Source organism: Marinobacter sp. F4206, from assembly GCF_019392195.1.
Lineage (GTDB): Bacteria > Pseudomonadota > Gammaproteobacteria > Pseudomonadales > Oleiphilaceae > Marinobacter.
In genome coordinates, this window is the sequence record NZ_JAHXKI010000002.1 from 1,325,826 (window position 1) to 1,351,014 (window position 25,189).

Below are 25,189 nucleotides of genomic sequence, written 5' to 3' on the forward strand. Positions count from 1 at the left end.
GAGACTAAATGCGACATTTCGTGACATCCATTGACCGGCCCACACTGCTTGCGACGCTGCTCCTGCTGCTTGCAATCGCCCAACCATCCCATGGGGCGGAAGGCTTTTTCGTACCCCAGGCCAGCTACCTGACGGTTACCGCCGGCACCGACGCTCGGCCAGCTCAACTGATGGATTCCGCAGACTGGCAGCCTCTTGAAGGCCGAAGCCCGAACTTTGGCTACATTGAGGACACCCTTTGGCTGCGGTTTCCGGTACCGGAGCGACGCTCCCTGAACCTTCTGGAAATCAGCTACGCACACCTGGACCAGGTCCGCTTCTTTCTGGTTCAAGACGGCACCGTCGTTAGCAGCGTAACCACCGGCGATGCCTTCCCGTTCCAGCAACGCCCCATTCTTCACCGCCACTTCCTGTTTCCGTTCGAGCGGACCGGAAAGGGGGGTGGCTACGAAATCCTGCTCGAAATTCAGACCAGCGGAGCCATGCAGGTTCCTCTGACGCTGTGGAATGACAAGTCGTTCTTCGAAAGTTCGTTTATCGAGGATCAGGTGCACGCGGTCTATTACGGCATCCTGATCACTGCAATATTCTTCAATCTCTTCGTCTTCGTGGCGCTTCGGGAGCGAGTCTATCTGCTATATGTGCTATCCACTCTCGGTTACCTGTTGCTGATCGGCACCCTGAACGGCATAACCTTCCAGGCGCTCTGGCCCGCCAGCCCGGAGGTCCAGAACCGGGCGATGTTGCTCAGCATTCCGACGGCCCTGGTCTTCACACTCTGGTTCTCGCGCTCGTTTCTTAATCTGGAGAAAACCAGCCCGGCGCTGGAGCGAACGGTTACCCTCGCCATTGTCATCAACTCGGCGGCCGCTCTCGCCACCTTCATGACCGACTACAGCACGGCGATTCGTCTGGTGGTGGCAATCTCCATTCCAAGCAGCCTGCTGCTGACCGTACTCGGGCCTCAGCAGTGGCTTCGGGGCAACCGCCAGGCGGTTTACTACACCGCGGCATGGGGCGCACTGACCCTGGGCAGCGCCATCACCGCCGCCAACAAGTACGGGTTCCTGCCAAACAACTTCCTGACGGTCTACGGCATGCAGATCGGCTCCGCCCTGCAGGCCGTGTTACTGGCCATGGCCATGGCGGTCAGAATGTTTCAGGAGCGACAGGACAAGGTCGAGGCCCGGGAAGCCGAATTGCGCGCGATGGCAGCCCGCCGGTCCGCCGAACTCAAGCTGATGGATCACGCGCTTCACAACCCGCTGACCGGCCTGCCCAATCGCAGCAGCTTCGAAATGACCCTGAACGATCTGATGATGCGCAGCCCGGAAAAACGATTCGGCGTCACCGTCATTCACCTGAACAATCTGGATTCGGTGACCAAGACCCTCGGCCATCGCAACAGCGATCAGATCCTGGAACTGGCCTCCAAACACTACAACGCCGTTGTTCGCGATCTGCCCGGGGCCATTTCCGCCGAACAGACCGACGAGCGCAGCTATTACCTGACCTCTCTTGACCCGCAGACCTTCGCGTTCGTGGTGAACGCGGACATCGCCGAAGCCGCGGCAAGATCCGTCGTCAAAGCCCTGGAAGACATCCGCTACCCCGTGGATTACCTGGGTATGCAGGTGCCGCTGGATGCGCGCCTGGGCGTGGCCATCTTCCCGGACCATGGTCTGGATGCCAACACCCTGATTCGCCGGGCGGTTATTGCCGAGGGAACCGAGCGGGCCCTGGAACGGGGCATGGCCTATTACAAGCCCTCCCGGGACTCCTTCAGCGCCGATCGGCTGACCATCGTCTCCGAACTGCGCCAGGCCCTGATCGACAACCGGCTGGCGCTGTATCTGCAACCCAAGGTGTCACTGGCCACCGGTGCGGTCGTTGGGCTGGAAGCCCTGATTCGCTGGCCAGAGAAACAGAGTCAGATTCGTCCAGATGAGCTTGTGGTGCTGGCGGAGCAGACCGGGCTGATCAAGCCCCTGACCCGTTGGGTCCTGGAACAGGCCCTCACCATGCGCAGCCGACTGTTGGAGCACGGCTGGTCCCTCGGCCTGTCCGTGAACATCTCCCCCAACAATCTGCGGGAGCCGGATTTCCCCCTGCACGTGCAGCGACTGATGAGCAGTTTTCACCAGCACCGGGACAGCATCACGTTCGAGGTCACCGAAACCTCCATGATGCAGGATCCAGCCAACTCCCTGACTGCCCTGAAACAGCTCAATGATTCCGGCATCCCGGTGTCCATCGACGACTTCGGCTCCGGCTACTCCTCGCTGTCGTACATCAAGCAGCTGCCCGCCAGCGAGATCAAGATTGACCGTTCCCTGGTCTCGGACCTGGTCACCCGGGCTGAGGACCGGGTCATCGTCCAGACCACCATCGATATGTGCCATAGCCTGGGGTACAAGGTTGTCGCCGAGGGTGTGGAGGATGAGACCACCGCAGGACTCCTGCGGGGAATGGGCTGCGACATGATCCAGGGCTTCCTGCTCACACCGCCCCTGCCGTTCGAGGCCATGCTGGACTGGCTGAGCCACTCGGACAGCCAGCAGCAGAGACTGGGCTAGCGCCGGATCAGCGCTGGCGAATCAGCGCTTCCTGGGTGGTGGATGCCACCAGCACCCCGTCCTGGTTGAAGAAGTTACCCCGATTGAAGCCGCGGCCGGCGGAGGCACTCGGGCTGTCCTTGTCGTAAAGCAGCCACTCATCCATGCGGAAATCCCGGTGAAACCAGATGGCATGATCCAGACTCGCCACCTGCAGGTTCTTACTCATAAAGGTCACCCCATGGGGATTGAGCGATGTCCCGAGAAACTGGAAGTCCGAGGCGTAAGTCAGCAGGCATCGGTGCAGCACGGGGTCATCCGGCAGGTGTCCCTGCGCCCGGAACCAGCTCTGTTTGTGGGGCGGGCGTTTTTCCGGCTTGAACGGGTTGACCGGGTCCACCGGTCGAATCTCGATCGGCCGGTCCCGGGTGAGCGAATCGCGCATTTTCTCCGGAACGTGAGGTGCTATCAGCTTACCCCACTCATGCTCCGACTTCAGGGTGTCCGGGTCCGGTGCAGCGGGCATATCAAGCTGGTGCTCAAAGCCCTGCTCGGTGACCTGGAACGACATGGAGCCGGTCAGAATCTCCTTGCCACCCTGACGGGCAATCACCCGCCGAACAGAGAAACTGCCGCCGTCCCGGACCCGCTGGACTTCGTAATCGATCGGCATGCTCTGGTTGCCGGGGCGCAGGAAATAGGCATGCAGGGAGTGGCACAGACGATCCTCAACGGTGCGACTGGCCGCCATCAGGGCCTGCCCAAGTACCTGCCCGCCAAAGACATTGGGGAAGCCGAGATCCTCACTGTCGCCCTGGAAATGGTCATCGCCGATGGGGGAGAGATCCAGCAGATCCACCAGCTTTTTCGTTACTTCAAGCATGCCTGCTCCTGTTAATTCGTTAGCACACGAAGAAGTTTTCTACCCCAAGCCGAGGCATTTCGCAATGACAAGCACGGGGGAGGACGACAAATTCGCCGACCCCGGGAACGGTGGGGGCCGGCTGAAAACGCTGGGCCCTACCGGTGGATAGGCGGGGTTTCCTTGGCCAGCACCTGTTTCTCCACCGCAAACCGGCCGGTCACGGCAAAGCCGAGTATCTCGCCTTCCGGGCTTCGGAACAGGGCCTTCACGTCGGTACCGTCCTGCTCCACGCGCCAGTCGCCCGCGGCATCCATCGGCGGCGGGCACACCGCAGTCGGGCAACACGGTGTCTTGATCATGACCGGCATGGTGCCGTACCGCACCTCCGTGCGCTCCCCAACCAGCGTCTTTGCCAGCGCCCGGGCACAGGCCATCAGCGGCAGGACATAGAGCAGGACGTGGCCATCCACCTCGGCACAGTCACCGAGCGCGTAGACATCGGGGGCCGAGGTTTCGAGTGCCCGGTTGACGATGATGCCGCGACCGGTATCGATTCCGGCCGCGTCGGCCAGCTCGGTGCGGGGCCGCAGACCGACGGCGGAGATCACCAGGTCGGCCGTCATTGTCTCACCATTGGCCAGGGTCAGTTTTACCCCCTGCCCTTCGCGGTCGATGCGCTCAACCACCGTTTCCAGGTGAAACCGGACCCCCAGATTCTCCAGCTCCTGCTGGACCGCATCGGCCGCCGGTTCGGGCAACAACCCCGGCATCACCACATCGGACGGTGCAATCACGTCCACGTCGTAATCACCATTGCGCAAATCGTTGGCAAACTCACAGCCAATCAGCCCGGCGCCCATGATCGCCACGCGCTTACCGCCCGCCAGAGCCGTTCGAAACGCCCGGTAATCCATCAGGTCGTTGATGGAGTACACGCGCTCCAGGCCATCACCATCAATCGACAGGCGAATGACATCCGCTCCCCAGGCCAGCACCAGTTTGCGGTACGCCAACCGTTCGTCGCCCAGAACCAGCTCCCGGGCCTGGGTATCAATCCCGGTCACGGTCGTGAATGTGCGCAGCTGCAGGTTCAGTTGCTCGGCCATGGTTTCAGACGTTGCCTGGGCCAGACCGTCGGCACCCTTGTCCTTGGTAAACCCGGTGGACAGCATGGGCTTGGAGTAGCTCACCCCATCATCCGCCGTCACCATAACGATGGGCGTTTCTTTATCCAGCTTGCGCATTTCCCGCGCCAGCGAGTAACCCGACAGCCCGGTGCCGACAATCACGATGGGGGCCTGTTCAGTCATAACCTTACTCCGAGGGGATCAGCCGATCTCGATCATTTCAAAGTCTTCCTTACCGACGCCACAATCCGGACAGACCCAGTCTTCCGGCACGTCTTCCCATTTGGTGCCCGGCTCGATACCGTCCTCCGGCCAGCCCTCGGCCTCGTCGTAGATCAGACCGCACACCACACACTGCCATTTTTTCATGCTTACTCTCCCGATTCCGCTGGGCGCAATGATAATTGTCCTACAATCATGCACGCAACTGTTTTGTTTGGGTGTCAGGGCCGAAGCAGGCCGATCGAGCCACTGAACACGTCAGGCAGCCATCATACCCATCCCCCCGTCGTTGACCAATGCCAGCGCCGACGGACATCCCCGGAGTTTTCTGCCAATAGCCATAAATACAGACCCTGGAGCCCGGCACTGCCCCTCCCTTCCGCCTGCCCTCTTCGGTATACTTGCTCGTTTTACGACAGGACCGACCGTTATGACCGATACCGTCGCCGAAATGAATCAGGTAATGGAAGAAGCCGACTGCCTGGTCACCGAACAACAGGTGCAGACCGCCATCCGCAATCTGGCTGACGACATCACCGGCCGCCTCAAGGACAGCAACCCGCTGCTGTTCTGCGTCATGAACGGCGGCCTTATCCTGACCGGCCAACTGCTGACCCAGCTGAAATTCCCGGTACAGGCCGAATACCTGCACGCCACCCGCTATCGGCAGGAAACCACCGGCGGCATCCTCGAATGGAAGCTGCGGCCGGAAGCCGATATGAACGAGCGCACCATCCTGATCGTCGACGATATCCTTGATGAAGGTACGACCCTGTGCGCCATAGCGGACTACTGTCGGGCCCATGGTGCGAAGGAAGTCCTGACCGCGGTTCTGGTCGACAAACAACACGACCGCAAGGCCCAGCCTGACCTGAAGGCCGATTTCACCGGCCTGGAAGTGGAAGATCGCTTCCTGTTCGGATTCGGGATGGACTACAAGGGCTACTGGCGCAACGCGCCCGGAATTTATGCCGTCAAGGGACTCTGACATCGGCGCAAACCGGGCTTCCGTGCGCCCTGACGAACGCTGTCTGACCATTCCGCCAACCGACTGGTACCGCTCGCTCGCCGCCGCCGGACTGCGCAATCCGGACGTGCACGGTCCCGCCCGGTACTGGCTGCAGGTGGAAGGCTCCTTTACCCGGGCGCTGCAACACCAGTGCCTGCATTCCTTCCACGTTGAGGTCCAGCGCGAAGGCTTTGCCGTGCCAACGCAGGAAGAGGCCCGTCACCTGCAGATTCCAGCCCGACAACGGGCCTGGATCCGCGAGGTCCGTCTGTGCGGCGACGGGGTTCCCTGGGTCCTGGCCCGCACCATTATCCCGCTCGCCTGCCTGGAAGGTCGCGGTCGGCGCCTGCGCCATCTGGGTAACCGCCCCCTGGGCGCCTACCTGTTCAGCAGCCCGGACTGGCAACGGGGCCCGCTGGAAACCGGCCTCTGCAACCGGTCCCTGAACGGGCAGCCGGAAGTCGCCCGGCGCTCACTGTTCCACCACAACGACAGAGCCCTGCTGGTGGGCGAATACTTTCTCCCTGGCCTGTATCGCTGACGCCAGCCTTTAACCCCCCGCCCACGGCTGGCTATAATCCCTCCATCCCGTTCACCCGCACCACCAAACGGATCTGCCCTATGCTGCTCAACGCCATGCCCGACCACGTCCAGACCCGGCTTGCCGATTACGCCAGACTGCTGCGTATCGATCGCCCCATCGGCAGCCTGCTGTTGCTCTGGCCGACCTACTGGGCGCTCTGGCTGGCGGGTGAGGGTAGCCCGGATATCGGCAACATCATTGTGTTCACCCTCGGCGTGTTTTTCATGCGTGCGGCCGGCTGCGCCATCAATGACTTTGCCGACCGCGACTGGGACCGCCACGTCAAACGCACTCAAGACCGCCCGCTCACGGCCGGCCGGATCAAATCCTGGGAAGCCGTCGCACTCTTCACCGGCCTGTGCCTGGTTTCCTTTCTGATGGTGGTGCTGTTCACCAATACGCTGACCCTCTACCTGTCGTTTGGCGGGCTGCTGCTGGCCTTCATCTACCCCTTCATGAAGCGCTACACGCATCTGCCCCAGTTGTTCCTGGGTGCGGCGTTTTCCTGGGCGATCCCCATGGCCTGGGCGGCACAAGCCAACGAACTCAGCCAGATCACCTGGCTGCTGTTCACCGCCAACGTGCTCTGGACCGTCGCGTACGACACCTTCTACGCCATGGTGGACCGTGACGACGATCTCAAAGTGGGGATCAAGTCCACCGCCATCCTGTTCGGCGATGCCGACCGCGGCATCATTGCCGCCCTTCAGACCATGGTGGTTGTCATCCTGCTGATGGTGGGCCACCGCGCCGGATTGGGCGCTTTCTACTATCTGGGCCTGGCCGGTATGGCCTGCCTGTTTGTCTACCAGCAGTTCCTGGCTCGGGAACGGTCCCGGGAGGGCTGTTTCAAAGCGTTCCTGAATAACAACTGGGCCGGTTTCTCGGTATTTGCAGGCCTGGTCGTTGATCTGATGATTGCCTGAACCTGTCATATACTTGTAATACTGGGGCGTTGTAATGAGTCAGCAACAAATCAAGGTCTGACACAGGTTTAGCTTATGTCTGGAAAAACCGTCCTGATCGTCGATGACGAGGCGCCCATCCGGGAAATGATTGCCGTGGCCCTCGAAATGGCGGATTACGACTACTTGGAGGCAGCGGACGCCCGGGAAGCCCATGCCCTGATTGTCGACAAACAACCGGATCTGGTCCTGCTGGACTGGATGCTCCCCGGAACCAGCGGTGTCGAACTGGCGCGACGCCTCAAAAAAGAGGAAGCGACCGCCGACATCCCCATCATCATGCTCACCGCCAAGGTGGAAGAAGACAACAAGATCCAGGGACTTGAGGTCGGCGCGGATGACTACATCACCAAGCCTTTCAGCCCGCGGGAACTGGTGGCACGACTGAAAGCCGTCCTGCGCCGGGCCACCCCTCCGGGCGTCGATACCCCAATCGAAGTCGATGGGCTCACACTGGATCCCATCGGCCACCGCGTCACCACACACGACGGTGCGCTGAACATGGGGCCGACCGAATACCGGCTGCTCCAGTTTTTCATGACACACCAGGAACGGGTCTATACTCGTTCCCAACTCCTGGATCAGGTCTGGGGTGGTAACGTTTACGTAGAAGAGCGTACCGTTGATGTCCACATTCGCCGGCTGCGTAAGGCCCTGGGTGACAGGTATGACCACCTGATACAGACGGTTCGGGGAACGGGCTACCGGTTCTCGACCAGGGCCGCCTGATCGGTCCCGGCGGCTGGGCATCAGCTCCGCACACGACACAAGGCAGCGTTTGATGCAGCACAACTGGTCGCGGTACCTCCGCTTAATCATTGGCGGTCTCATTGGCTCGACGATCGTCGGCCTGTATTTCGGTGAGCCGGTTTACGGACTCACCATTGGTCTGATCGTTTACCTGTGGTGGACCCTGGTTCAGGCCCGGCGCCTGTACCAGTGGCTCGCCAACCCGAGCGCATCGGATGAAGCGCCCCAGAGCGTTGGCCTGTGGGGCGACATCTTCGACAACCTGCACAGGCTGCACCAGACCCACCTGCGTACCCAGGATCGACTCAGAGCCCAGATCAACCGGGTTCAGGAATCCACCAATGCCATGCGCGACGGCGTCATCATGACCGATCACCAGGGTTCGATGGAGTGGTGGAACGGTTCTGCCGAATACCTGCTGGGATTCCGTCGCAATACCGACCAGGGCCAGTACATCCACAACCTGATTCGAACCCCGGCCTTCAAAAGCTACTTTGACTCCCGGGACTATCGGGAACCGCTGGAAATCCATTCGCCGGCCAAACCCCACATTCATCTGCAAATCCAGATCAGCCTGTTCGGTGACGACGACCGACTGATCGTTGCCAAGGACGTAACCAGGCTCTTTCAGCTGGAGCAGATGCGCCGGGATTTTGTTGGAAACGTGTCCCACGAAATGCGGACACCGCTGACGGTGATCAGCGGGTACCTGGAGACCCTGGTGGACAACGCCGACGACCTGCCCCCGAAATGGCGACGGGCGATCAACACCATGTCGGCCCAGTCATCCCGGATGGAAGCCCTGATCACCGACCTGATCCTGCTGTCAAAGATAGAAACCGGGGAACAGACGGTAAACGACAGTCTCACCGACGTGGAGGGATTGCTGGGTCAGATCTGCCACGATGCCCGCGCTCTGAGTGGCGAGAAACAGCACGAGATCAGCATCCGGGTGGCCGATCATCGGCTGCTGCGCGGCGATGAAAGCCAATTGCGCAGCGCCTTTTCCAATCTGATTTTCAATGCGGTGAAATACACCCCGGCTCAGGGTCAGATTACCGTTACCTGGAGCACCAACCGGGAGGGCGCCCACCTGTCCGTCAGGGATACCGGCATCGGCATCGATCCGGTTCATATTCCCCGATTAACAGAACGTTTCTACCGGGCCGACCCCAGTCGCCACAAGGATACCGGCGGCACCGGTCTGGGCCTGGCCATCGTCAAACACGTGCTGCTCAATCATGACGGCAACCTGGAAATTCGCAGTCATATCGGCGAAGGAAGCGAATTCATCTGCCACTTCCCCCGGGAAAGACTGGTAGAGAGGGTGCCGGAAAGCACCGAATAGGAGTCGCCGGTTAGCGGTTGCCGGCCCGAAACCGGGCGACGAAGCGCGACAGGTCCTCAAGCTTCTTCGGATCCTCATCCACAAAACGGATGGTGACGCTGACGAAGTCCGTGTCCTGACGCTTGTCCACCGCCTGCAACTGGTGGACATAGCCGTTCAGGCGAGCCATCTGCCCCTCACCGATCTCGATATCAATCACCGCCTGATCGAGAATGCCGGGAAACGCCTGATCCCGCTTGGCCAGAACCCGAACCTCGGTCAGATTGATGTCCTTGATGACCGACTTCAGGGTGCTCTCTGCAAACCGCACCGAGGCCACACTCGGCGTGGGCCGGGCGGGAGCGGCACCGGTCTGCTCGGCGGTACCGCCGAGCAGCGGAGACGACGTCACCTCTGCCGGCCTGGCAAGCGGCTCCGGAGACGGTTCGCGCTTCTGGGTCAGCAAGGCGGCGGACTCCTTGAAGGCGTCGGCGGGGCCACCCATGGACTTGCCGCTCCGGTCCATGGCCTGCTTCAGCCTCGCCCCCATCACCTTGATGATTTTCTTGCTCAAGCCCTCGGGACTGAACGGCTTGCCCAGGTATTCCGATACGCCTTCCTTGACCGCTTCAATCACGTGATCCTTGTCGCCGCGGCTGGTAATCATAATGAACGGCACGTTCTTGTACTGGGGCTGCTGCCGCATCCACTGGAGCAGCTCCATACCTGACATTTCCGGCATCTCCCAATCACACAACACCAGATCGAATGCCGTTCGGGACATCAGCGACTGGGCGCGACGACCGTTCTGGGCATCGGTGGTCTCAATCACCGGGAACCGCTGACGCACTGTTCGCTTGACCAGATCTCTTACGAAGCTGGCATCGTCCACCACCAGCGCTTTCAGCATTGCCATGTCACAGCCCTTCAGTTCGCCACTGACCTCAATAATATCGCCCCACTATAGAACATGGGCTCGCGCCGGAAACCCCGCCGCTACAAAAAGACGACAAACGGGACAACTAACGCGACAGATTGGAACCTCGAGGTTAAACAATTGTCACTCGGTAGGGCGCCATCCGGTATTTCTGTTGCTTCAAAACGCGCTACCATGGGATGCCCGATTTCCACACCATCAATACCGTGCCGAGGTTTTGTGTGCTGAACGCATTTGCAAGGATTCTGCCCCGTCGGAGTACCGTTTACCGCTTTTCCATGACAGGCCTCCTGGCCAGCCTGGCTCTGCCGGCAATGGCTCAGGACTCCACCTCACCTGCCCCCGTGGACGCCTTCGGCGACTGCAAGGCCCGCCTGCAGGAACAGGCCATGGCAGCCGGAGTCAGTCGTGAGACCGCCAGCACTGTCATGGCTGGCGTCGAACACCTGGACCGGGTCATTGAACTGGACCGGCGCCAGCCCGAATTTACCACCACCTTTGCGGACTACCTGAATCGTCGCGTTAACGAAGACCGCATCAGCACCGGCCGGGAATTGCTGGAAGAGCATAGCGGCTTGCTGGACCGGGTAACCGCAGAGACCGGCGTACCCGCGCCATACCTGGTGGCCTTCTGGGGCCTGGAAACCAACTTCGGCAGCTACTTCGGCAAGATGTCGGTACCCAGCGCGCTCACCACGCTGGCCTGCGATGCCAGGCGCAGCAGTTTCTTCACCCAGCAACTGATCGCTGCCCTGCGCATCATCGATGAAGGCGCGATTGCCGCCGATCAGATGGAAGGCTCCTGGGCCGGTGCCATGGGACACGTCCAGTTCATGCCCACCGTGTTCCTGAAACACGCTGTGGATGCCGATGGCGATGGCCGCCGCGATCTCTGGAACAGCCTGCCTGACGCCATGATGTCCGCCGGCAAGTTCCTGGAATCCATGGGCTGGGACCCGGATTATCGCTGGGGCCGGGAAGTTATTCTGCCCGGCGACTTTGATTATGGCCTGGCGGATGGCCGTAAGTTGCCACTGACCAAATGGCGCGAACTCGGCATCACCGATGCCTTTGGCAACGCCCTGGCCGACGAGCCGATCAAAGCCTCGCTGGTGGTGCCGGCAGGCCACGAGGGACCCGCCTTCCTCGCCTACCATAACTTCAAGGTGATCATGGGCTGGAACCGCTCCGAATTCTACGCCATTGCCGTCGGCCACCTGGCCGACCGGGTCGCCGGCGCCGGCGGGCTTCAGAACCCGCCGCCGGAAGATGTTCCAGCGCTGTCCCGGGACTCCATTCTCGAGCTACAGGAAACCCTGAACCAGCGTGGCTACGACAGCGGCAAGCCCGATGGCATCATGGGCCCCGGAACCCGTTCCGCCATTCGGCAGTTCCAGGCATCCGCCGGGCTGGTTGCCGATGGCTATCCCGGTGAATCGGTACTGGAGAAACTGGGGGTCAGCGTAGAGCGGTAACCCAACATGGATTCCATCACCCAAGTGGCACTGGGCGCATCCATCGCCGGTGCTGTTGCAGGAAAAACCCTGGGCCGGAGCGCCCTGGTCGTGGGTGCCGTGCTCGGCACCCTGCCGGACCTGGACGTGGTGATTGACTACGGCTCCGCCATCAGCAACTTCACCCAGCACCGCGGGTTCAGTCATTCGTTGTTCGTGCTGGCGCCCCTTGCAGTGCTACTGGCGTGGCTACTCTGGCGCTGGCGCCCCCAACTTGGCTTTTACCGTTGGCTGGCACTCACCGGGCTGGTGCTGATCACCCACCCGCTACTGGACAGCTTCACCACCTACGGCACCCAGCTGTTCTGGCCCTTTGGCCCGCCTGTGGCCATCAGCAGTATCTTCATCATCGATCCGCTCTACACCCTGCCCCTGCTGGTGGGCTGCATCGTGTTCCTGGCTCGGCCACCGGCCCGGTCAACGGTGGTCGCGGGCCTGGTGCTTTCCAGCCTATACCTGGGCTGGACACTGGCGGCACAGCAAGTCATCACCGAACGGGTACGACCTGCGCTGGCCGGTGCCGGGCTGCAAAACCCGACCCTGCTGATCCAGCCCATGCCCTTCAACACCGTGCTATGGCGCGCCACGGCTCTCACGGAGCGCCAACACGTGGAAATCGTGACCGGCTTTTTCGACGGCGATGCACCGCTTAACCTGGAGTACTTTCCGCGGGATCCGGAGCTTGCCCGGGCGGTCTCGGGTTTCCCGGAGGCACAGCGTCTTGAGTGGTTCACCCGGGGGCTGCTCGACTACAATCTGGACGGAGACCGGATCACCGCGACCGATATCCGGCTCGGCATACCCGGTGCCCACCCGTTCACCTTCGTGTTGGCCCGCCAGGCCGCCGATCTCGTCCAGCCCGTCCGCAGTGTTCGCACCCCGAGGCCGCAAGTGGATCCGGAGGCACTGGGGGTTCTCTGGGCACGACTCACCGGCGAAACGCCCGTGCTCTGCCTGGCCGACCTGGCCACGCCGACGCCCGGACAAAGCTGTTAACCATGGTCCGACTGGATCAGTTTATAGCCACCAGTACAGCGCTTTCGCGCAAGGACGCCAAGCGCGCCATCAGCTCCGGCCGGGTGCAGGTTGACGGCAACGTCTGCAAGACACCCAACACCAAGCTGCCGCCAGAGGCAGAAGTCACACTGGACGGCCAGGCGTGTACCCTCCCCGGGGAGCGTTACCTGATGCTGAACAAGCCAGCTGGTGTCGTGAGCGCCACCCGGGACAGCGATCACCCGACCGCGCTGGACCTGCTGCCGCGGGAGCTTTCCGGCAACCTTCACATCGCCGGCCGGCTGGATGCCGACACCACCGGACTGTTGCTTCTGACCACCGATGGCCAGTGGTCCCACCGCATCACATCACCCCGGGTGGACTGCCCGAAGACCTACCTGGTAACCCTGAGCGATGACCTCTCAGAACCCGCCGTGAGGGAACTTCAGCAGGGTGTATCCCTGCGCAATGACCCTCAACCCACGCGTCCGGCCGGGGTGCGGGTACTGGAACCACGGTTGATTGAGCTGACCCTTTCCGAAGGCCGGTACCATCAGGTCAAACGCATGCTGGCGGCGGTCGGCAACCACGTGGAAGCACTGCATCGCCTTCGTATCGGCGCCATTACCCTGGATTCCGAGCTGGAACCCGGGCAGTTTCGGGCGCTGACCCCGGAGGAAATCGGCAGCGTGGATTAGGATTCAGGTCCGCTCAAAGCGCTGGGCCTTCAGGTTCTTTCGAACCGCGCCCGCCTCAAACACCTCACCATTCATGGCGAGATAAACGCCGGGGGGCAACAGGCGCACCGCGGCCCAGGCAAACCCGATGTTGAACAGCGCATCCGTGCGGCGCATCCGGGCAGGTTGCATGGCGCCGGTCAGGACAATGGTTTTGTCCTTCAGGGCCGCCAATACCGCGGCGGTATCCGCCATGGTATCGGTACCGTGGGTCAGCAGGATCCGATCACAGTCGCACTCGGTCGCTGCCTGGAGAACGGCCTGTCGATCGGAGTCGGTCATCTCCAGGCTGTCTTTGCGCATCAACTCGCGCAACCGGTACCCCTCATGAATGTTCGATTCCGACAGCAGGTCCGGGAGCAATGACGGCCCGACTTCAAATTCGCTGTTAGCGTCGAAATACACCTTGTCGATGGTGCCACCGGTGGTAAAAATCTGGATCATGACAGATCGGCTTCCCTTCGGCGTCAGTTCGTACTGACCGTATTGGTTTTGGCGTCAGCGTACGCCGCGTTTTTTTGCTGTTCGTACCGCCGGGCCGCCCTGGCGACCTGTCCCGGCGCCCCGGTGTCCAGCCAGCGCTTGATACGACCGGCATCGCCCATGGGAGAACGGGTACCCAGAGAATCCAGCAGCACGGTTACCACCTGCCGACCGTTCATCTCGGAAATCATCACCAGACAGCGCCCGGCTTCGCTCAGGTAACCGGTTTTGCTCAGTTCCACGCCCCAGCTGTCCCGATGCACCAAGGCGTTGGTATTGCCGAAGGACAGACTGTAGCGCGGATTTCGGAAATGCGCGCGGTAGTAACCCGTGGTGGAGTACTCTCGGATTTCCGGGTGTTGTGCCGCTGCCTTCACCAGCTTGACCAGATCAGCCGCGGTCGACACGTTCTCGGCCGAGAGCCCGGTCGGGTCCACATACCGGGTACCGGTCATACCCAGTTCACGCGCCTTGGCGTTCATGGCCGCAATAAAGGCGTCGAACCCGCCGGGGTGACTCCGGGCCAGGGTATAAGCGGCAAAGTTTTCAGAAGACATCAGGGCAATCCGCAAGACATCGGACCGGCGCATTTCGGAGTCGATGCGGATCCGGCTGTAGGCATTGGCCGCCGCCGGGGTATGCCGCTCGCTGAAGGTGAGCCACTCATCGAGCGATTCACCGGAATCCAGCACCACCAAAGCCGTCATCACCTTGGTGAGCGAGGCTATCGGCACCGGACGATGGGCATGCTTGCCATAGAGCAACGTATCTTCGTCCACCAGGGCCACGGCAGCGTTGACCGACGCCAGATTAGGACTCGAGGCTTCCGGTTCCGCACTGGTCGTTTCGGAAGCCTGATGGGCTGCGATTGATACGGGCAGACACATCAGGACAAAAACCACCATCGGGACAAAGCCACGCACTCTCATTCGAACCAATCCTGTCTTTGATAAAAGTTTGTTCCTGCGGCCCGGGGCTTCACAGCACGGCCCTGGCTGTCAGTGGCAACACTATAGCAGTCAACGAGGAACTCGATCAGGTCACAATTTTAAGTCACCTGTTTTAAACAGAAAATGCAAAAAACCTTAAAATGCTTTAAAATTGCCCAAATTTCATAATGTTACGGTTTTTTTCGGATTGTAATTGCACTGTAACAGCGCGGGCGGGGTGGCCGCCATGGCGAAAGGGACTTCGATTTCATGCACTCAAGCGCAGGACCCACAGAGAACACGGACGTAACGGTGCGCCACCCCGGCTTCGCCCGCTTCTCGCTTCGGCGCTGGTCGCCTTTCCTGCTGTTGGTCGTGGCACTCGGGTACGGACTTTTGACCACCATTGTCCTGGACACGCCCCCCCTGCCCCTTGAAACCGGGCTTTCCAGGCTTCCAACGACAGTCGCCGAGCCGCTTCATACCCACTATCTGACCAAACCCCTGACCGACATCCTGGACCAGGAACGCTGGCTGGATAACAACTGGCAACCGGTGCCGGAATCGCACTCCGGTCTAGGCTACTTCTCTGTGCCGGTGACCTTCCGGGTGACCTTCGAGAATCCCGGCAATCAGCCGGTGCGCAAATGGGCTGTGGTCTCGGCACCGTCCCTGGATTACATTCAGCCAGCGGTTATCGGTGAAGACGGCTCGGCATCGCTGCTGCCGGTAATGGGCGATCTCTATCCGTTCAACCACCGACTGATCGCGCTCCCGCAGTGGGTCTGGCCGATAACCCTGCCCCCGGGTACGTCCATCCTGCTGTTTGAAGTCCGAAATGCCGGCCCCACCATGCTGCCGCTGTCGATACTGGAACCGGATGCGGTCATCAGCGAGAGCGCGGGCACCCTGGCCTGGAAAGCGGCTATCACCGGCCTGCTTGTGTTCGCCCTGCTGTTCAACCTCAGTATCGTGGCGAAAATGAAACGGCCCGGATTGGCCTGGCTCAGTGTCCTGATGTTCAGCCTGATTTACAGCCAGCTGGTGATGGAAGGCTTCGGGCTCTGGTACCTCTGGCCCGATCTGCCGGAAATGAACCGACTCCTGAACATCACCCTGCCCTTGTGCCTCATCGCGTTGTGCCAGTTTACCCCGCACTTCATGCCGGTGCCCCGAAACGCTGCCCGGATTCTGCTTGGTATCAGTGTCCTGGCCTTCGTCCACCTGTTGGTCATACCATTGGCCCTGCCCCTGTTTGGCCAGGGCTCCTTCCTGGTACTCGCCATGGGCGGCGGCGCCATGATTCTGGGACTGGTGCTGAGCCAGTTTCGCAGCCACCTCTACGCCCGCTACTACGCCCTGTCCATTCTCGCCATCCTGACCGGTTCTCTGATTTCTTCGCTTCGCACCATTGGTTGGGTGCCCATTAACGGCCTCACGGATTCGGCCTTCTTCCTCGGTGCGGCCATCGGCTCACTGATCCTGACCAGTGCTGTTGGCCGGCAGATGCTCGAAGAACGGAAAAGACGGCTAAGCTCAGACATCCGCGCCCAACAGGAACAGCGGCTGCGGACCCTGGCAGAACAGGATTATGACCGCCTGCTGAAAACCCACCGGGTTACCGGCAAGCCCAACCGGGCCATGCTGGAGGAATCCCTCGATGGGCTGGATAGCCAGGAGCGGCCTTATACCCTCGGCCTGATCCGACTGGAACGCTTCAATGAGATTGAACAGGCGCTCGGTTACCGCACCACCGAGGAACTCTTGAAAGGCTACCTGAGACAGCTCAACAGTTTCCTGAAACGCCTCTTCGGTGACCGTCTGGTCATGTTCAATGGCTACGCCATTGCCAGCATAGATACCGCAACCCACGCCTTTGCCCTTCACCGCGACGATGAATCCGGGGCCACCGGGCAGCTGCTCTCCGAGCTTACGGGCTGGCTTGAGGAGAATTTCCGCGAGGGACGGTTTGCGTTTTCCTGGAACGCCTCGGTGGGCATTGCCCACGCCCCCGACCATGGCGACGATGTCGCGAGCGCCCTGTCGTCTGCCGGCTTTGCCGCCCTCGACCGGCGCCAGACCCTGACCGTTTATGACCCGGCCATCGCCGAATGGCAGTACCGGCAACAGATGCTGATGCTGGATATGGAAGGGGCGCTGCGCGACGGCGAGATGTGGCTGGAATACCAGCCCAAGGTGTGCATCCGAGACCGGCGCACCGAGTCTCTGGAAGCGCTGATCCGATGGCAGCATCCGGAATTCGGTCGGGTACCTCCCGACCACTGGGTACCGCTGGCGGAACAGGTTGGCATGATCCACCCGGTAACGCTCTGGGTGATAGACCAGGCCTGCCGCGACCATGACCGTTTAAAAACCCGCCACGGGGAACACATTGCCCTGGCCATCAACGTGTCAGCAAAGGACTTGGCGCACCCGGAATTTCACAACGAAGTGAGCGCCATTGCCCGGCGCCATGGCATCAAACCGGAAGAGCTGATTCTGGAAATCACCGAGACCGCCATGATGGCCGACGCCACGGCGGCCCGAACAATGATTGGGGCCCTGAGCAAAGCGGGTTTCCGGATTGCTCTGGACGACTTCGGCACCGGCCATTCCTCGCTCGGAACCCTGGCCACTTTTGATCTGGACGAACTGAAAATCGACCGGAGTTTCCTGAAGGACATCCTCCAGCACCCCACCCGCCAGCGCATTTTCCGGGCCGCCCTGGAGCTTGGCGATGCGTTGGATCTGGATGTGGTGGTGGAAGGCGTGGAAGACGAGGCGGTTGCCGGCTGGCTCCAGCAGTTCCCCGGCCTATACGGCCAGGGCTACTACTGGGCGAGGCCCGAACGGCTGGACAACGAGTCGCAGGCGCTCAGGGCAGATCGGTGACGGCCCCCTTAGATGCCGAACTGACGGTACGGGCATATTTTGCCAGCACGCCACGCTCGAAGCGGGGCTCCGGCTCCTGCCAGTCCTTGCGCCGGCGTTCCAGTTCCTGATCGGTCACATCCAGCTCAATCCGGTTGCTGACTGCGTCGATGGTGATAGTGTCGCCGTCTTCAACCAGCGCAATCGGACCGCCCTCGGCCGCTTCGGGGGTGATATGCCCCACCACAAAACCGTGACTACCCCCGGAAAACCGGCCATCAGTAATCAGTGCAACATCGCTGCCCAGCCCCTTGCCCATGATCGCAGAGGTCGGGCTGAGCATTTCCCGCATACCCGGACCACCCCGCGGCCCCTCGTAACGGATGACGAGTACGTCCCCAGCCACCACAGTGCCGTCGAGAATCCGGGCCTGGGCTTCCTCTTCCGAATGAAACACCCGGGCACGGCCAGTAAAGTGCGTGCCTTCCTTGCCGGTAATCTTGGCCACCGAGCCGGTCGGGGCAAGGTTGCCATAGAGAATGCGCAGGTGACTGTCGGCCTTGATGGGATTGTCGAAGGCGTGAATGATGTCCTGGCCTTCGGGATAGGGCGCCACATCGGCAAGGTTTTCCGCCAGCGTCTGCCCGGTCACGGTCATGCACTCACCATGCAGCAAACCCCGCTCGAGCAGCATCTTCATTAACGGCTGGATACCGCCAATCGTCACCAACTCAGACATCATGTAATGGCCGCTGGGGCGCAAATCCGCCAGCACCGGTACCCGCTTTCCGATCTCGACAAAGTCTTCCAGATCCAGCGTCACACCGACGGTACTGGCCATCGCCAGCAGGTGAAGGACCGCATTGGTGGACCCGCCCAGGGCGATGACCACGGTAATCGCGTTCTCGAACGCCTCCCGGCTCATGATGTCGGAAGGTTTGATATCCCGTTCCAACAGATTCAGAACGGCTGCGCCGGCGGCACGGCAGTCCTGCGCCTTGGTCTCGGACACGGCATTCTGAGCCGAGCTTCCCGGCAGGCTCATCCCCATGGCTTCGATCGCTGAGGCCATGGTATTGGCCGTGTACATGCCGCCGCAGGAGCCCGGACCCGGGATCGCGGTTTCCTCAATCTGCTTGACCTCAATCAGGTCCAGATCGCCGCGGGCGTGAGCGCCCACCGCTTCGAACACAGAGATGATATCGGTGTGGTTCTTGCCGGGCATGATGGTGCCGCCATAGACAAACACGGAGGGGCGATTGAGCCGGGCCAGGCCCATCAGGCAGCCGGGCATGTTCTTGTCGCAGCCGCCAATGGCCACCAGCCCATCGAAGCCTTCGCAGCCGGCCACCGTTTCGATGGAATCGGCAATCACCTCCCGGGACACCAGCGAATACTTCATACCCTCGGTGCCATTGGCAATGCCGTCGGACACTGTAATGGTATTGAAAATCAGTGACTTGCCGCCTGCCTCATCGGCCCCGGCGGCGGACTCTTCGGCGAGCCCGTTGATATGCATGTTGCAGGGGGTGAGATTGCTCCAGGTGGATGCGATTCCCACCTGGGGTTTCCTGAAGTCGTCATCACCGAACCCGACCGCCCGTAACATCGCCCGGCTGGCGGACTTGCCAATACCGTCGACCACCGGCGATGAATAGCGGCGCCGTTTGTCCTGAGCCATCGCTGCCTCTCCTGTTGCACTGTGTGATGCCTTCAGGCTGGCAGAATCGGCGCCGGTGGGCAACGGTATTCGACATCAGCACCCTACTGGCCGATCACCACCGTGCTGTTCCCCAGGGTGACACCGCCACAGCAAATCGTGCCGCCGGTCACCGCAGCCGGTTTACCGTTGATCAACACCGTCGAGGACCCGGCAGCAATGGTCCGGGGATGCGGGGGGTGCTTGGGTTTGGAATGGGGCGCCAGGGGATCACCGACGCGCGCCACGGGTTTACCGTCGATCAGCACATCCGGAGAGCCGGCAATGACCGGAGTGGGAGGGAAACCCTGGTGATCGGAGCCCGGATCACCCAGCAAAACAAGAGCCTTGCCCATTGTCTGAATCCTTTTGCAGTTGGTTCGTCCATGACAGCCTGCGAATCCTTACCAGGCCGAAGCCGCCCATGCTAGCCCGAAACAGCCCCAAACCCAAGCGGTCCGAGGCCCGGGTGCCCCTCCACGCACAAACCAGATGCCATTCCGACTGACCTGTATCAAGGGATGAGGGGCCACTGCCTTTTACAATCACCGTAATCATAGTAGACATGGAGGCGTGCCATGCCCTCGCCAACCACAACCGAACCGGCCGGAACCACAGCCCCCGCCTGCCAGACCTATGAGGCCTGGCGCCGGGGGTACGGTGTCATCCAGCATTCAGACGTCACCTGCTCCCACGTCTGCAGCCTGGCCAATCGCCTGGTCGAAGCCGGGCTACAACCAGACACCGAAACGGTCTTCCAAAAGCTCGCGGCGCTGGACAGGCTGGCGAGCGCCGGGCTATGGCTGGTGGTTCACATGACCTACGCCAACCGGGTCGATGCCAGTGGCCAGCCCCTCACACCGCAGGATTTCAAGGTCAGCCCGGAAGGCCATACCGGGGGTGCGCTGAACATGGTACCGGCCTACGCGGCTTATCTGGCGCTCAACAACCTGACCGGTCGTACCCGCAGCTGGCTGATGGGCCAGGGGCACTGTGCGGCTGCCGTGGACGCCCTCAACGTGCTGACTGGCAACCTGCACCCGGAACAGGCAGAGCGCTACCTGAAGCCGGATGGACTCTCACGGCTGGCAGCCGACTTCTACAGCTACCGGCAAAAGCCCGACGGCAGCATGAGCGCCCCGCTGGGAAGCCACATCAATCCCCACACCGCCGGGGGCATTCTTGAGGGCGGGTATCTGGGCTTTGCCGAACTCCAGTATGGCCACATGCCCCTGCCCGGGGAAACCCTGGTGACTTTCCTGTCGGACGGGGCAGCCGAGGAGCAACGGGGCAGCGACTGGATACCCCGCTGGTGGCGAGCCGATGACTGCGGACTGGTACTGCCGGTGATGATCGCCAACGGCCGGCGCATTGAACAGCGAACCGAACTGGGGACCCGGGCAGGCCTGGAACGGTTCGAGTCGCACCTGGCGGAACGGGGCTTTGACCCCTACCGGTTTGATGGCCGCGATCCGGCCGCCTTTGTCTGTGCCCTGTTCGAGATGGAGCAATCCCTCAGGTATCAGGCTGACAGCGCTTTCCGGGGCGAAAGCGGCTACCCGGTGCGGATCCCCTACGGCATTGCCGAAACGACCAAGGGCTTTGGTTTTTACGGCGCCGGCAGCATCGCCGCCCACAACCTGCCGCTGCCTGGCAACCCGCGGATGGACGCCCGCGCCCGTGAGCTGTTTCAGGAACATACCGCAAAGTTGTGGGTGGAGCCGGCTGAACTGAACCAGAGTGCTGGGCTGTTGAACGAGCATGCTCTTCAGGGCCGCGCCCTTGAGCGCGACCACCCACTGGCCAGGCGCAATCCGCCAGAGCCGCTTATTCCAAAGCTGCCCTGGAGCAACGGCCAGACCTCCCCGATGGCCGCCGTGGACACTTTCTTTCGGGCGCTGGTGACCGAAAACCGCCACCTCCGCGCTCGGGTCGGCAACCCTGACGAACTGGCGAGCAACCGACTGGGTGGCGTACTGACGGAGCTCAAACACCGGGTAACCCAGCCGGAAAACGATCAGGAGTCGGTACACGGCCAGATCATTACCGCCCTCAATGAAGAGGCGGTGGTGTCCGCCTGTCTCGCCAATAAGGCAGGCCTGAACCTGGTTGCCAGCTACGAGGCATTTTGCGTCAAGATGCTCGGCGCCATCCGCCAGGATCTGATCTTTGCCCGGCATCAGCAGGAAGTTGGGCGTCCGGCCCGCTGGCTGGGCTTTCCGGTTGTTGCCACCTCCCACACCTGGGAAAACGGTAAGAATGAACAATCACACCAGGACACGACCTTTTGCGAAAGCCTGCTCGGTGAAATGAATGACGTTTCCCGGGTGCTCTTCCCCGCGGACTACAACAGTACTCTGGCCGCCTTGCCGGAGGTTTACACGGACCGCGGACGAATCACCTGCATGGTGATTCCCAAGCGGGAACGGCCCTGCGTGTTCGATGCGGGGGAAGCACAGACACTGGCAAAACACGGCGCACTGGTGGTCGACGAAGACACCTCCGAGGGCGAACCGATACTCCTGATTGCCAATGGCGCCTACCAGTTATCCGAGGCGATCCGGGCCAGTGAACGACTGCGGGAGACGGGCACCCCGTTCCGTCTGGTTTATCTCCAGGAACCGGGTCGTTTCCGGCAGCCACGGGATACCCTGGAAGCCGAAACCTGCCTGTCCGAATTTGAATGCGAACGGCTGTTCCCCCGTCGCATTCACCGCCGAGTTGCGCTCACCCATATGCGCCCGGAAGTGTTTCGCGGACACCTGCACAGCCTGTTTCCTGATCCCGCGCGATCCCGCGTTCTCGGCTATATCAATCGCGGCGGCACCCTGAACGAAGCCGGCATGCAGTTCGCGAACCGCTGCTCCTGGGCGCACGCGCTGGCCGCCTGCGCAGTGGTGATGGACCAGCCACCCGGGGAGTGGCTCTCCGCCGCGGAACTGGCGGCCGTGGAAGGGCGAGGCGATCCCTCAGTCATTACCAGAGGACTGTCTTCCTGATTACCGTCCGGGCCCGGATCAGCGGACAACAAAAAAGGGAGGCTGTCGCCTCCCTTGTTGGTCCGTCATGTCGCCGATGATCAGCCGCTGACAAACACCGGACCGACACCGAAGTTCCAGAGTATGACGGAACCGACCCGAGTAGCCACCAGAATGACCAGGGCGACTGTGAGCAGGGCGCCGCCGTAAAATACGGCTCGGTCTTTCTCAATGCCCATGACAATGGGCAAACCGTCATACATCAACCAGGCTCCGTAGCAGGCAGCAATCAGGAAGACGATGGCGTTGAACCAGGGCACGGGATACAGCAGGGCAAACCCGGCGAGAAACAGGGGCGTACAGGAATAGGCCGCCAGGGCAATGCCGTTGGACGGCACATGCTCCTCCCGGGCGCCATAGGTTTTGGCCATCCAGTTAACGGCATAACCGAGCGCAAAAACGCCCACCAGCATCGCCAGATAGGTCAGCACGCTCAGTTGCAGGGCGCTGATTTCTGTCAGCTTGATCAGTCGATCATTACCGACCGTCCAGCCAAAATACGCCGTGGATATATACGCGCAGATCGGTGCAATCGCTGCCAGGATCACGACGTAGGCGACGTAGACCCGACGGGGTGTTTCATGTTCTTTTCGAATGGAAGCCCACTCATCATCCGGGTGGGTGAAGAGACCAAAGGCATGGGACAGGAGCATGGATGACCCCCTTTTTTGACTGTTGTAGGTATAGTTAAGTACGGGCATCTGATCGGGTCAGATCAGCGACCGTTCCTCTTCCTAACTATAGTCAAGAACGGCAAATGGGGAAGGTAATCTGGTGAAAATTTGTTCCGGTTCGCACCCTGACAGTTGCGGCCGCCACCCAGGTCTCCGGGGCGGCCGCAAACGTTCAGGCCTGACGCGGGTCGGTCTCGGGAACCCAGGGCTTGCTCTGATGGTTGTCCCGGAATGACAACAGGCTTTCAACGCCGGACCAGTCCACGAGATCACGGAAGTCCAGCCAATCTACCAAGCAATACAGGCAGATAGCGGGGTAGTCCCAGGCTTCGAACTGACCATCATCAACCATGGCCGCCAGGGTGCGCAGCGTGGTCATGATTCGCTCGCGCTGAAGGTTGTAGAACATCAGGTCCTGACTGGTGTCGATGCCGGACTTCTCAGAGAGCAGCATGGTAACCGCCGAGTCGTTGGCACCATCAATCATGGTCAGCTGGTTCTGCTGGTCCCAGGTCAGCGGATCGCGGCCCTGTTTGGCACTGATGTAACGAGCAATAATCCGCGAGTCATAGATTTCCTGACCATCATCTTCCAGAACGGGAATCTTCAGGGTCGGATTGTTTTTCCGCAGCTCATCCCGGCCTTCGCCATAAATATTGAGGTTGACGAACTCATAGGGCTCTTCATCCAGCAGAATTCGGATGCGCCGAACATAGGGTGAAGTGGTAGATCCGATCAGTTTCATGATTTCTCCGAGTGTGTCACGGCTCAGGATCCCAACAGGGATTCAGGGTCTGTGTATGGATGCCCGGTGGCCTCCGCCACCTCCCTGTAGGTTACCTTCCCTCCGGACACATTCAGCCCGGCCATCAGGTGGGGATCGTCCTTCATCGCCCGAACCGGCCCTTTGTTGGCCAGCGCCGCCACGAAGGGCAGCGTCACGTTATTGAGGGCCAGCGTCGAGGTGCGTGCCACCGCACCGGGCATATTGGCCACGCAGTAATGTACCACACCATCAATGATATACGTGGGCTCGTCGTGGGTGGTCGGTTTCGAAGTTTCCGCGCACCCGCCCTGGTCAATCGCCACATCCACCAGCACACTGCCCTCGGGCATGCGTCGGATCATGTCCCGGGTGATCAGTTTGGGTGCCGACGCCCCCGGTATGAGGACGCTGCCGACCACCAGATCTGACGCCACGATTGCCTGGTCCAGGGTATGGACGGTGGAAAACAGCGTGGTGATCCGGTTGCCGTATAGATGATCGAGGTTGCGCAGAACATCCATGTTGCGATCAAGGACCGTCACTTGGGCTCCCATTCCAATCGCCATGGCAACGGCGTTCTGCCCGACCACGCCACCGCCCACCACTGTCACCTGCGCCGGACTGACACCGGGCACGCCGCCCAGCAGCACCCCGCGACCACCAACCGACTTCTCCAGGCAGTGAGCCCCGGCCTGGATCGACATTCGCCCCGCCACTTCGGACATGGGCGCCAGCAAGGGCAAGCGGCCGTGGCTGTCGGTCACCGTCTCATAGGCGATGCAGGTGGCGCCGGAGGCCACCAAATCATTGGTCTGAGCCTGGTCGGGCGCCAGGTGAAGGTAGGTAAACAGGGTATGTTCCCGGCTCAAAAGCGCCCGTTCCTCCCGCTGCGGCTCCTTGACCTTGACGATCAGCTTCGCCTCCCGGAACACGCTGCGGGCGTCTGGCAGAATCTGCGCACCCGCGTGCCGGTAATCCTCATCGGCAAAGCCGATGGCAGCGCCGGCCTGAGACTGAACAAACACGTCGTGGCCATGACCGCAAAGTTCGTGGACCGCAGCGGGCGTCATTCCCACCCGGTATTCGTGGTTCTTGATTTCCCTGGGCACGCCAATCTTCATGGATCATCTCCCGGACTTCGC

Annotated in this window: 22 protein-coding genes; 11 read left to right on the forward strand and 11 right to left on the reverse strand. The window is 61.2% G+C overall.

Going from position 1 to position 25,189, the window contains the following annotated elements; translation table 11 throughout:
- Nucleotides 1-8 precede the first annotated feature (8 nt).
- On the forward strand, nt 9-2,576 hold the full coding sequence (locus KZO34_RS08520) for an EAL domain-containing protein (RefSeq protein WP_219475720.1): 2,568 nt from the start codon (nt 9-11) through the stop codon (nt 2,574-2,576).
- A 7-nt stretch (nt 2,577-2,583) separates the two neighbouring features.
- Here KZO34_RS08520 and KZO34_RS08525 read toward each other — a convergent pair whose 3' ends face one another.
- From KZO34_RS08525 to KZO34_RS08535, 3 genes are all read right to left on the reverse strand, one after another.
- The gene (locus KZO34_RS08525; protein WP_219475723.1) at nt 2,584-3,438 is read right to left on the reverse strand and encodes an acyl-CoA thioesterase; all 855 of its coding nucleotides are present in this window, start codon (nt 3,436-3,438) and stop codon (nt 2,584-2,586) included.
- A gap of 137 nt (nt 3,439-3,575) precedes the next feature.
- Nucleotides 3,576-4,730, reverse strand: a complete 1,155-nt coding sequence (locus tag KZO34_RS08530; RefSeq protein ID WP_219475724.1) for an NAD(P)/FAD-dependent oxidoreductase — start codon at nt 4,728-4,730, stop codon at nt 3,576-3,578.
- 18 nt (nt 4,731-4,748) lie between these two features.
- The gene (locus tag KZO34_RS08535; RefSeq protein ID WP_008173532.1) at nt 4,749-4,916 is read right to left on the reverse strand and encodes a rubredoxin; all 168 of its coding nucleotides are present in this window, start codon (nt 4,914-4,916) and stop codon (nt 4,749-4,751) included.
- A 283-nt stretch (nt 4,917-5,199) separates the two neighbouring features.
- Between KZO34_RS08535 and KZO34_RS08540 the strand changes: the two genes are divergently transcribed.
- The 5 genes from KZO34_RS08540 to phoR all read left to right on the forward strand — a co-directional run bounded on the left by KZO34_RS08540 (nt 5,200) and on the right by phoR (nt 9,424).
- Nucleotides 5,200-5,757: a hypoxanthine-guanine phosphoribosyltransferase gene (locus tag KZO34_RS08540; RefSeq protein ID WP_219475726.1), complete on the forward strand. Its 558-nt coding sequence runs from the start codon at nt 5,200-5,202 to the stop codon at nt 5,755-5,757.
- Complete coding sequence (locus KZO34_RS08545) at nt 5,738-6,319, forward strand: chorismate--pyruvate lyase family protein (RefSeq protein ID WP_219475727.1); 582 nt, start codon at nt 5,738-5,740, stop codon at nt 6,317-6,319. The genes KZO34_RS08540 and KZO34_RS08545 overlap by 20 nt, the downstream gene beginning before the upstream one ends.
- A gap of 80 nt (nt 6,320-6,399) precedes the next feature.
- On the forward strand, nt 6,400-7,287 hold the full coding sequence (gene ubiA / locus KZO34_RS08550; protein WP_219475730.1) for a 4-hydroxybenzoate octaprenyltransferase: 888 nt from the start codon (nt 6,400-6,402) through the stop codon (nt 7,285-7,287).
- A gap of 75 nt (nt 7,288-7,362) precedes the next feature.
- Complete coding sequence (gene phoB, locus KZO34_RS08555) at nt 7,363-8,055, forward strand: phosphate regulon transcriptional regulator PhoB (RefSeq protein WP_219475731.1); 693 nt, start codon at nt 7,363-7,365, stop codon at nt 8,053-8,055.
- A gap of 52 nt (nt 8,056-8,107) precedes the next feature.
- A complete protein-coding gene (gene phoR / locus KZO34_RS08560; RefSeq protein WP_219475732.1) occupies nt 8,108-9,424 on the forward strand; it encodes a phosphate regulon sensor histidine kinase PhoR in 1,317 nt (438 codons plus the stop codon).
- Nucleotides 9,425-9,434: 10 nt separating this feature from the next.
- On the opposite strand, the gene KZO34_RS08565 is transcribed toward phoR, so the two are convergent.
- Entirely contained in the window at nt 9,435-10,319 is an 885-nt protein-coding gene (locus KZO34_RS08565; RefSeq protein WP_219475733.1) for a response regulator, read from the reverse strand.
- Nucleotides 10,320-10,618: 299 nt separating this feature from the next.
- Here KZO34_RS08565 and KZO34_RS08570 point away from each other — a divergent pair, with 299 nt between their 5' ends.
- From KZO34_RS08570 to rsuA, 3 genes are read left to right on the forward strand one after another with little or no spacing between them, the layout of a single operon-like run.
- Nucleotides 10,619-11,815: a lytic murein transglycosylase gene (locus KZO34_RS08570; RefSeq protein WP_257900358.1), complete on the forward strand. Its 1,197-nt coding sequence runs from the start codon at nt 10,619-10,621 to the stop codon at nt 11,813-11,815.
- A 6-nt stretch (nt 11,816-11,821) separates the two neighbouring features.
- Nucleotides 11,822-12,850 (forward strand): metal-dependent hydrolase, encoded by a 1,029-nt coding sequence (locus KZO34_RS08575; RefSeq protein ID WP_219475734.1) that lies wholly within the window; start codon nt 11,822-11,824, stop codon nt 12,848-12,850.
- Between the two features lie 2 nt (nt 12,851-12,852).
- A complete protein-coding gene (gene rsuA / locus KZO34_RS08580) occupies nt 12,853-13,548 on the forward strand; it encodes a 16S rRNA pseudouridine(516) synthase RsuA (RefSeq protein ID WP_219475735.1) in 696 nt (231 codons plus the stop codon).
- Nucleotides 13,549-13,551: 3 nt separating this feature from the next.
- Here rsuA and KZO34_RS08585 read toward each other — a convergent pair whose 3' ends face one another.
- On the reverse strand, nt 13,552-14,031 hold the full coding sequence (locus tag KZO34_RS08585; RefSeq protein ID WP_219475736.1) for an asparaginase domain-containing protein: 480 nt from the start codon (nt 14,029-14,031) through the stop codon (nt 13,552-13,554).
- Between the two features lie 23 nt (nt 14,032-14,054).
- The gene (gene pbpG / locus KZO34_RS08590) at nt 14,055-14,999 is read right to left on the reverse strand and encodes a D-alanyl-D-alanine endopeptidase (RefSeq protein WP_219475737.1); all 945 of its coding nucleotides are present in this window, start codon (nt 14,997-14,999) and stop codon (nt 14,055-14,057) included.
- Between the two features lie 270 nt (nt 15,000-15,269).
- On the opposite strand from pbpG, the gene KZO34_RS08595 reads away from it, so the two are divergent.
- Nucleotides 15,270-17,891, forward strand: coding sequence for an EAL domain-containing protein (locus tag KZO34_RS08595; RefSeq protein WP_219475738.1), 2,622 nt, complete (start codon nt 15,270-15,272; stop codon nt 17,889-17,891).
- Here KZO34_RS08595 and ilvD read toward each other — a convergent pair.
- Together ilvD and KZO34_RS08605 are read right to left on the reverse strand one after the other, a co-directional pair.
- Entirely contained in the window at nt 17,875-19,551 is a 1,677-nt protein-coding gene (gene ilvD, locus KZO34_RS08600; RefSeq protein ID WP_219475739.1) for a dihydroxy-acid dehydratase, read from the reverse strand. The genes KZO34_RS08595 and ilvD overlap by 17 nt on opposite strands.
- An 83-nt stretch (nt 19,552-19,634) precedes the next feature.
- On the reverse strand, nt 19,635-19,925 hold the full coding sequence (locus KZO34_RS08605; RefSeq protein ID WP_219475741.1) for a type VI secretion system PAAR protein: 291 nt from the start codon (nt 19,923-19,925) through the stop codon (nt 19,635-19,637).
- Nucleotides 19,926-20,147: 222 nt separating this feature from the next.
- On the opposite strand from KZO34_RS08605, the gene KZO34_RS08610 reads away from it, so the two are divergent.
- Entirely contained in the window at nt 20,148-22,568 is a 2,421-nt protein-coding gene (locus KZO34_RS08610; RefSeq protein WP_219475743.1) for a phosphoketolase family protein, read from the forward strand.
- A gap of 80 nt (nt 22,569-22,648) precedes the next feature.
- Here the strand turns inward: KZO34_RS08610 and KZO34_RS08615 are convergent, their stop codons facing one another.
- The 3 genes from KZO34_RS08615 to ald form a co-directional block, all read right to left on the reverse strand.
- A complete protein-coding gene (locus KZO34_RS08615; RefSeq protein WP_219475745.1) occupies nt 22,649-23,260 on the reverse strand; it encodes a Yip1 family protein in 612 nt (203 codons plus the stop codon).
- Nucleotides 23,261-23,453: 193 nt separating this feature from the next.
- A complete protein-coding gene (locus KZO34_RS08620) occupies nt 23,454-24,026 on the reverse strand; it encodes a glutathione S-transferase family protein (RefSeq protein ID WP_219475747.1) in 573 nt (190 codons plus the stop codon).
- 23 nt (nt 24,027-24,049) lie between these two features.
- Complete coding sequence (gene ald / locus KZO34_RS08625) at nt 24,050-25,168, reverse strand: alanine dehydrogenase (RefSeq protein WP_219475749.1); 1,119 nt, start codon at nt 25,166-25,168, stop codon at nt 24,050-24,052.
- Between the last annotated feature and the right edge of the window lie 21 nt (nt 25,169-25,189).

Bases quoted from the DNA above. Each gene is read 5' to 3' on its own strand.
- ald (WP_219475749.1), bottom strand. From the start codon at position 25,168: ATGAAGATTGGCGTGCCCAGGGAAATCAAGAACCACGAATACCGGGTG.
- KZO34_RS08525 (WP_219475723.1), bottom strand. From the start codon at position 3,438: ATGCTTGAAGTAACGAAAAAGCTGGTGGATCTGCTGGATCTCTCCCCC.
- rsuA (WP_219475735.1), top strand. From the start codon at position 12,853: ATGGTCCGACTGGATCAGTTTATAGCCACCAGTACAGCGCTTTCGCGC.
- KZO34_RS08530 (WP_219475724.1), bottom strand. From the start codon at position 4,730: ATGACTGAACAGGCCCCCATCGTGATTGTCGGCACCGGGCTGTCGGGT.
- KZO34_RS08585 (WP_219475736.1), bottom strand. From the start codon at position 14,031: ATGATCCAGATTTTTACCACCGGTGGCACCATCGACAAGGTGTATTTC.
- KZO34_RS08520 (WP_219475720.1), top strand. From the start codon at position 9: ATGCGACATTTCGTGACATCCATTGACCGGCCCACACTGCTTGCGACG.
- ilvD (WP_219475739.1), bottom strand. From the start codon at position 19,551: ATGGCTCAGGACAAACGGCGCCGCTATTCATCGCCGGTGGTCGACGGT.
- phoB (WP_219475731.1), top strand. From the start codon at position 7,363: ATGTCTGGAAAAACCGTCCTGATCGTCGATGACGAGGCGCCCATCCGG.
- KZO34_RS08535 (WP_008173532.1), bottom strand. From the start codon at position 4,916: ATGAAAAAATGGCAGTGTGTGGTGTGCGGTCTGATCTACGACGAGGCC.
- KZO34_RS08545 (WP_219475727.1), top strand. From the start codon at position 5,738: ATGCCGTCAAGGGACTCTGACATCGGCGCAAACCGGGCTTCCGTGCGC.
- KZO34_RS08565 (WP_219475733.1), bottom strand. From the start codon at position 10,319: ATGGCAATGCTGAAAGCGCTGGTGGTGGACGATGCCAGCTTCGTAAGA.
- KZO34_RS08615 (WP_219475745.1), bottom strand. From the start codon at position 23,260: ATGCTCCTGTCCCATGCCTTTGGTCTCTTCACCCACCCGGATGATGAG.
- ubiA (WP_219475730.1), top strand. From the start codon at position 6,400: ATGCTGCTCAACGCCATGCCCGACCACGTCCAGACCCGGCTTGCCGAT.
- KZO34_RS08595 (WP_219475738.1), top strand. From the start codon at position 15,270: ATGCACTCAAGCGCAGGACCCACAGAGAACACGGACGTAACGGTGCGC.
- KZO34_RS08575 (WP_219475734.1), top strand. From the start codon at position 11,822: ATGGATTCCATCACCCAAGTGGCACTGGGCGCATCCATCGCCGGTGCT.
- KZO34_RS08570 (WP_257900358.1), top strand. From the start codon at position 10,619: ATGACAGGCCTCCTGGCCAGCCTGGCTCTGCCGGCAATGGCTCAGGAC.
- KZO34_RS08620 (WP_219475747.1), bottom strand. From the start codon at position 24,026: ATGAAACTGATCGGATCTACCACTTCACCCTATGTTCGGCGCATCCGA.
- phoR (WP_219475732.1), top strand. From the start codon at position 8,108: ATGCAGCACAACTGGTCGCGGTACCTCCGCTTAATCATTGGCGGTCTC.
- pbpG (WP_219475737.1), bottom strand. From the start codon at position 14,999: ATGAGAGTGCGTGGCTTTGTCCCGATGGTGGTTTTTGTCCTGATGTGT.
- KZO34_RS08540 (WP_219475726.1), top strand. From the start codon at position 5,200: ATGACCGATACCGTCGCCGAAATGAATCAGGTAATGGAAGAAGCCGAC.
- KZO34_RS08605 (WP_219475741.1), bottom strand. From the start codon at position 19,925: ATGGGCAAGGCTCTTGTTTTGCTGGGTGATCCGGGCTCCGATCACCAG.
- KZO34_RS08610 (WP_219475743.1), top strand. From the start codon at position 20,148: ATGCCCTCGCCAACCACAACCGAACCGGCCGGAACCACAGCCCCCGCC.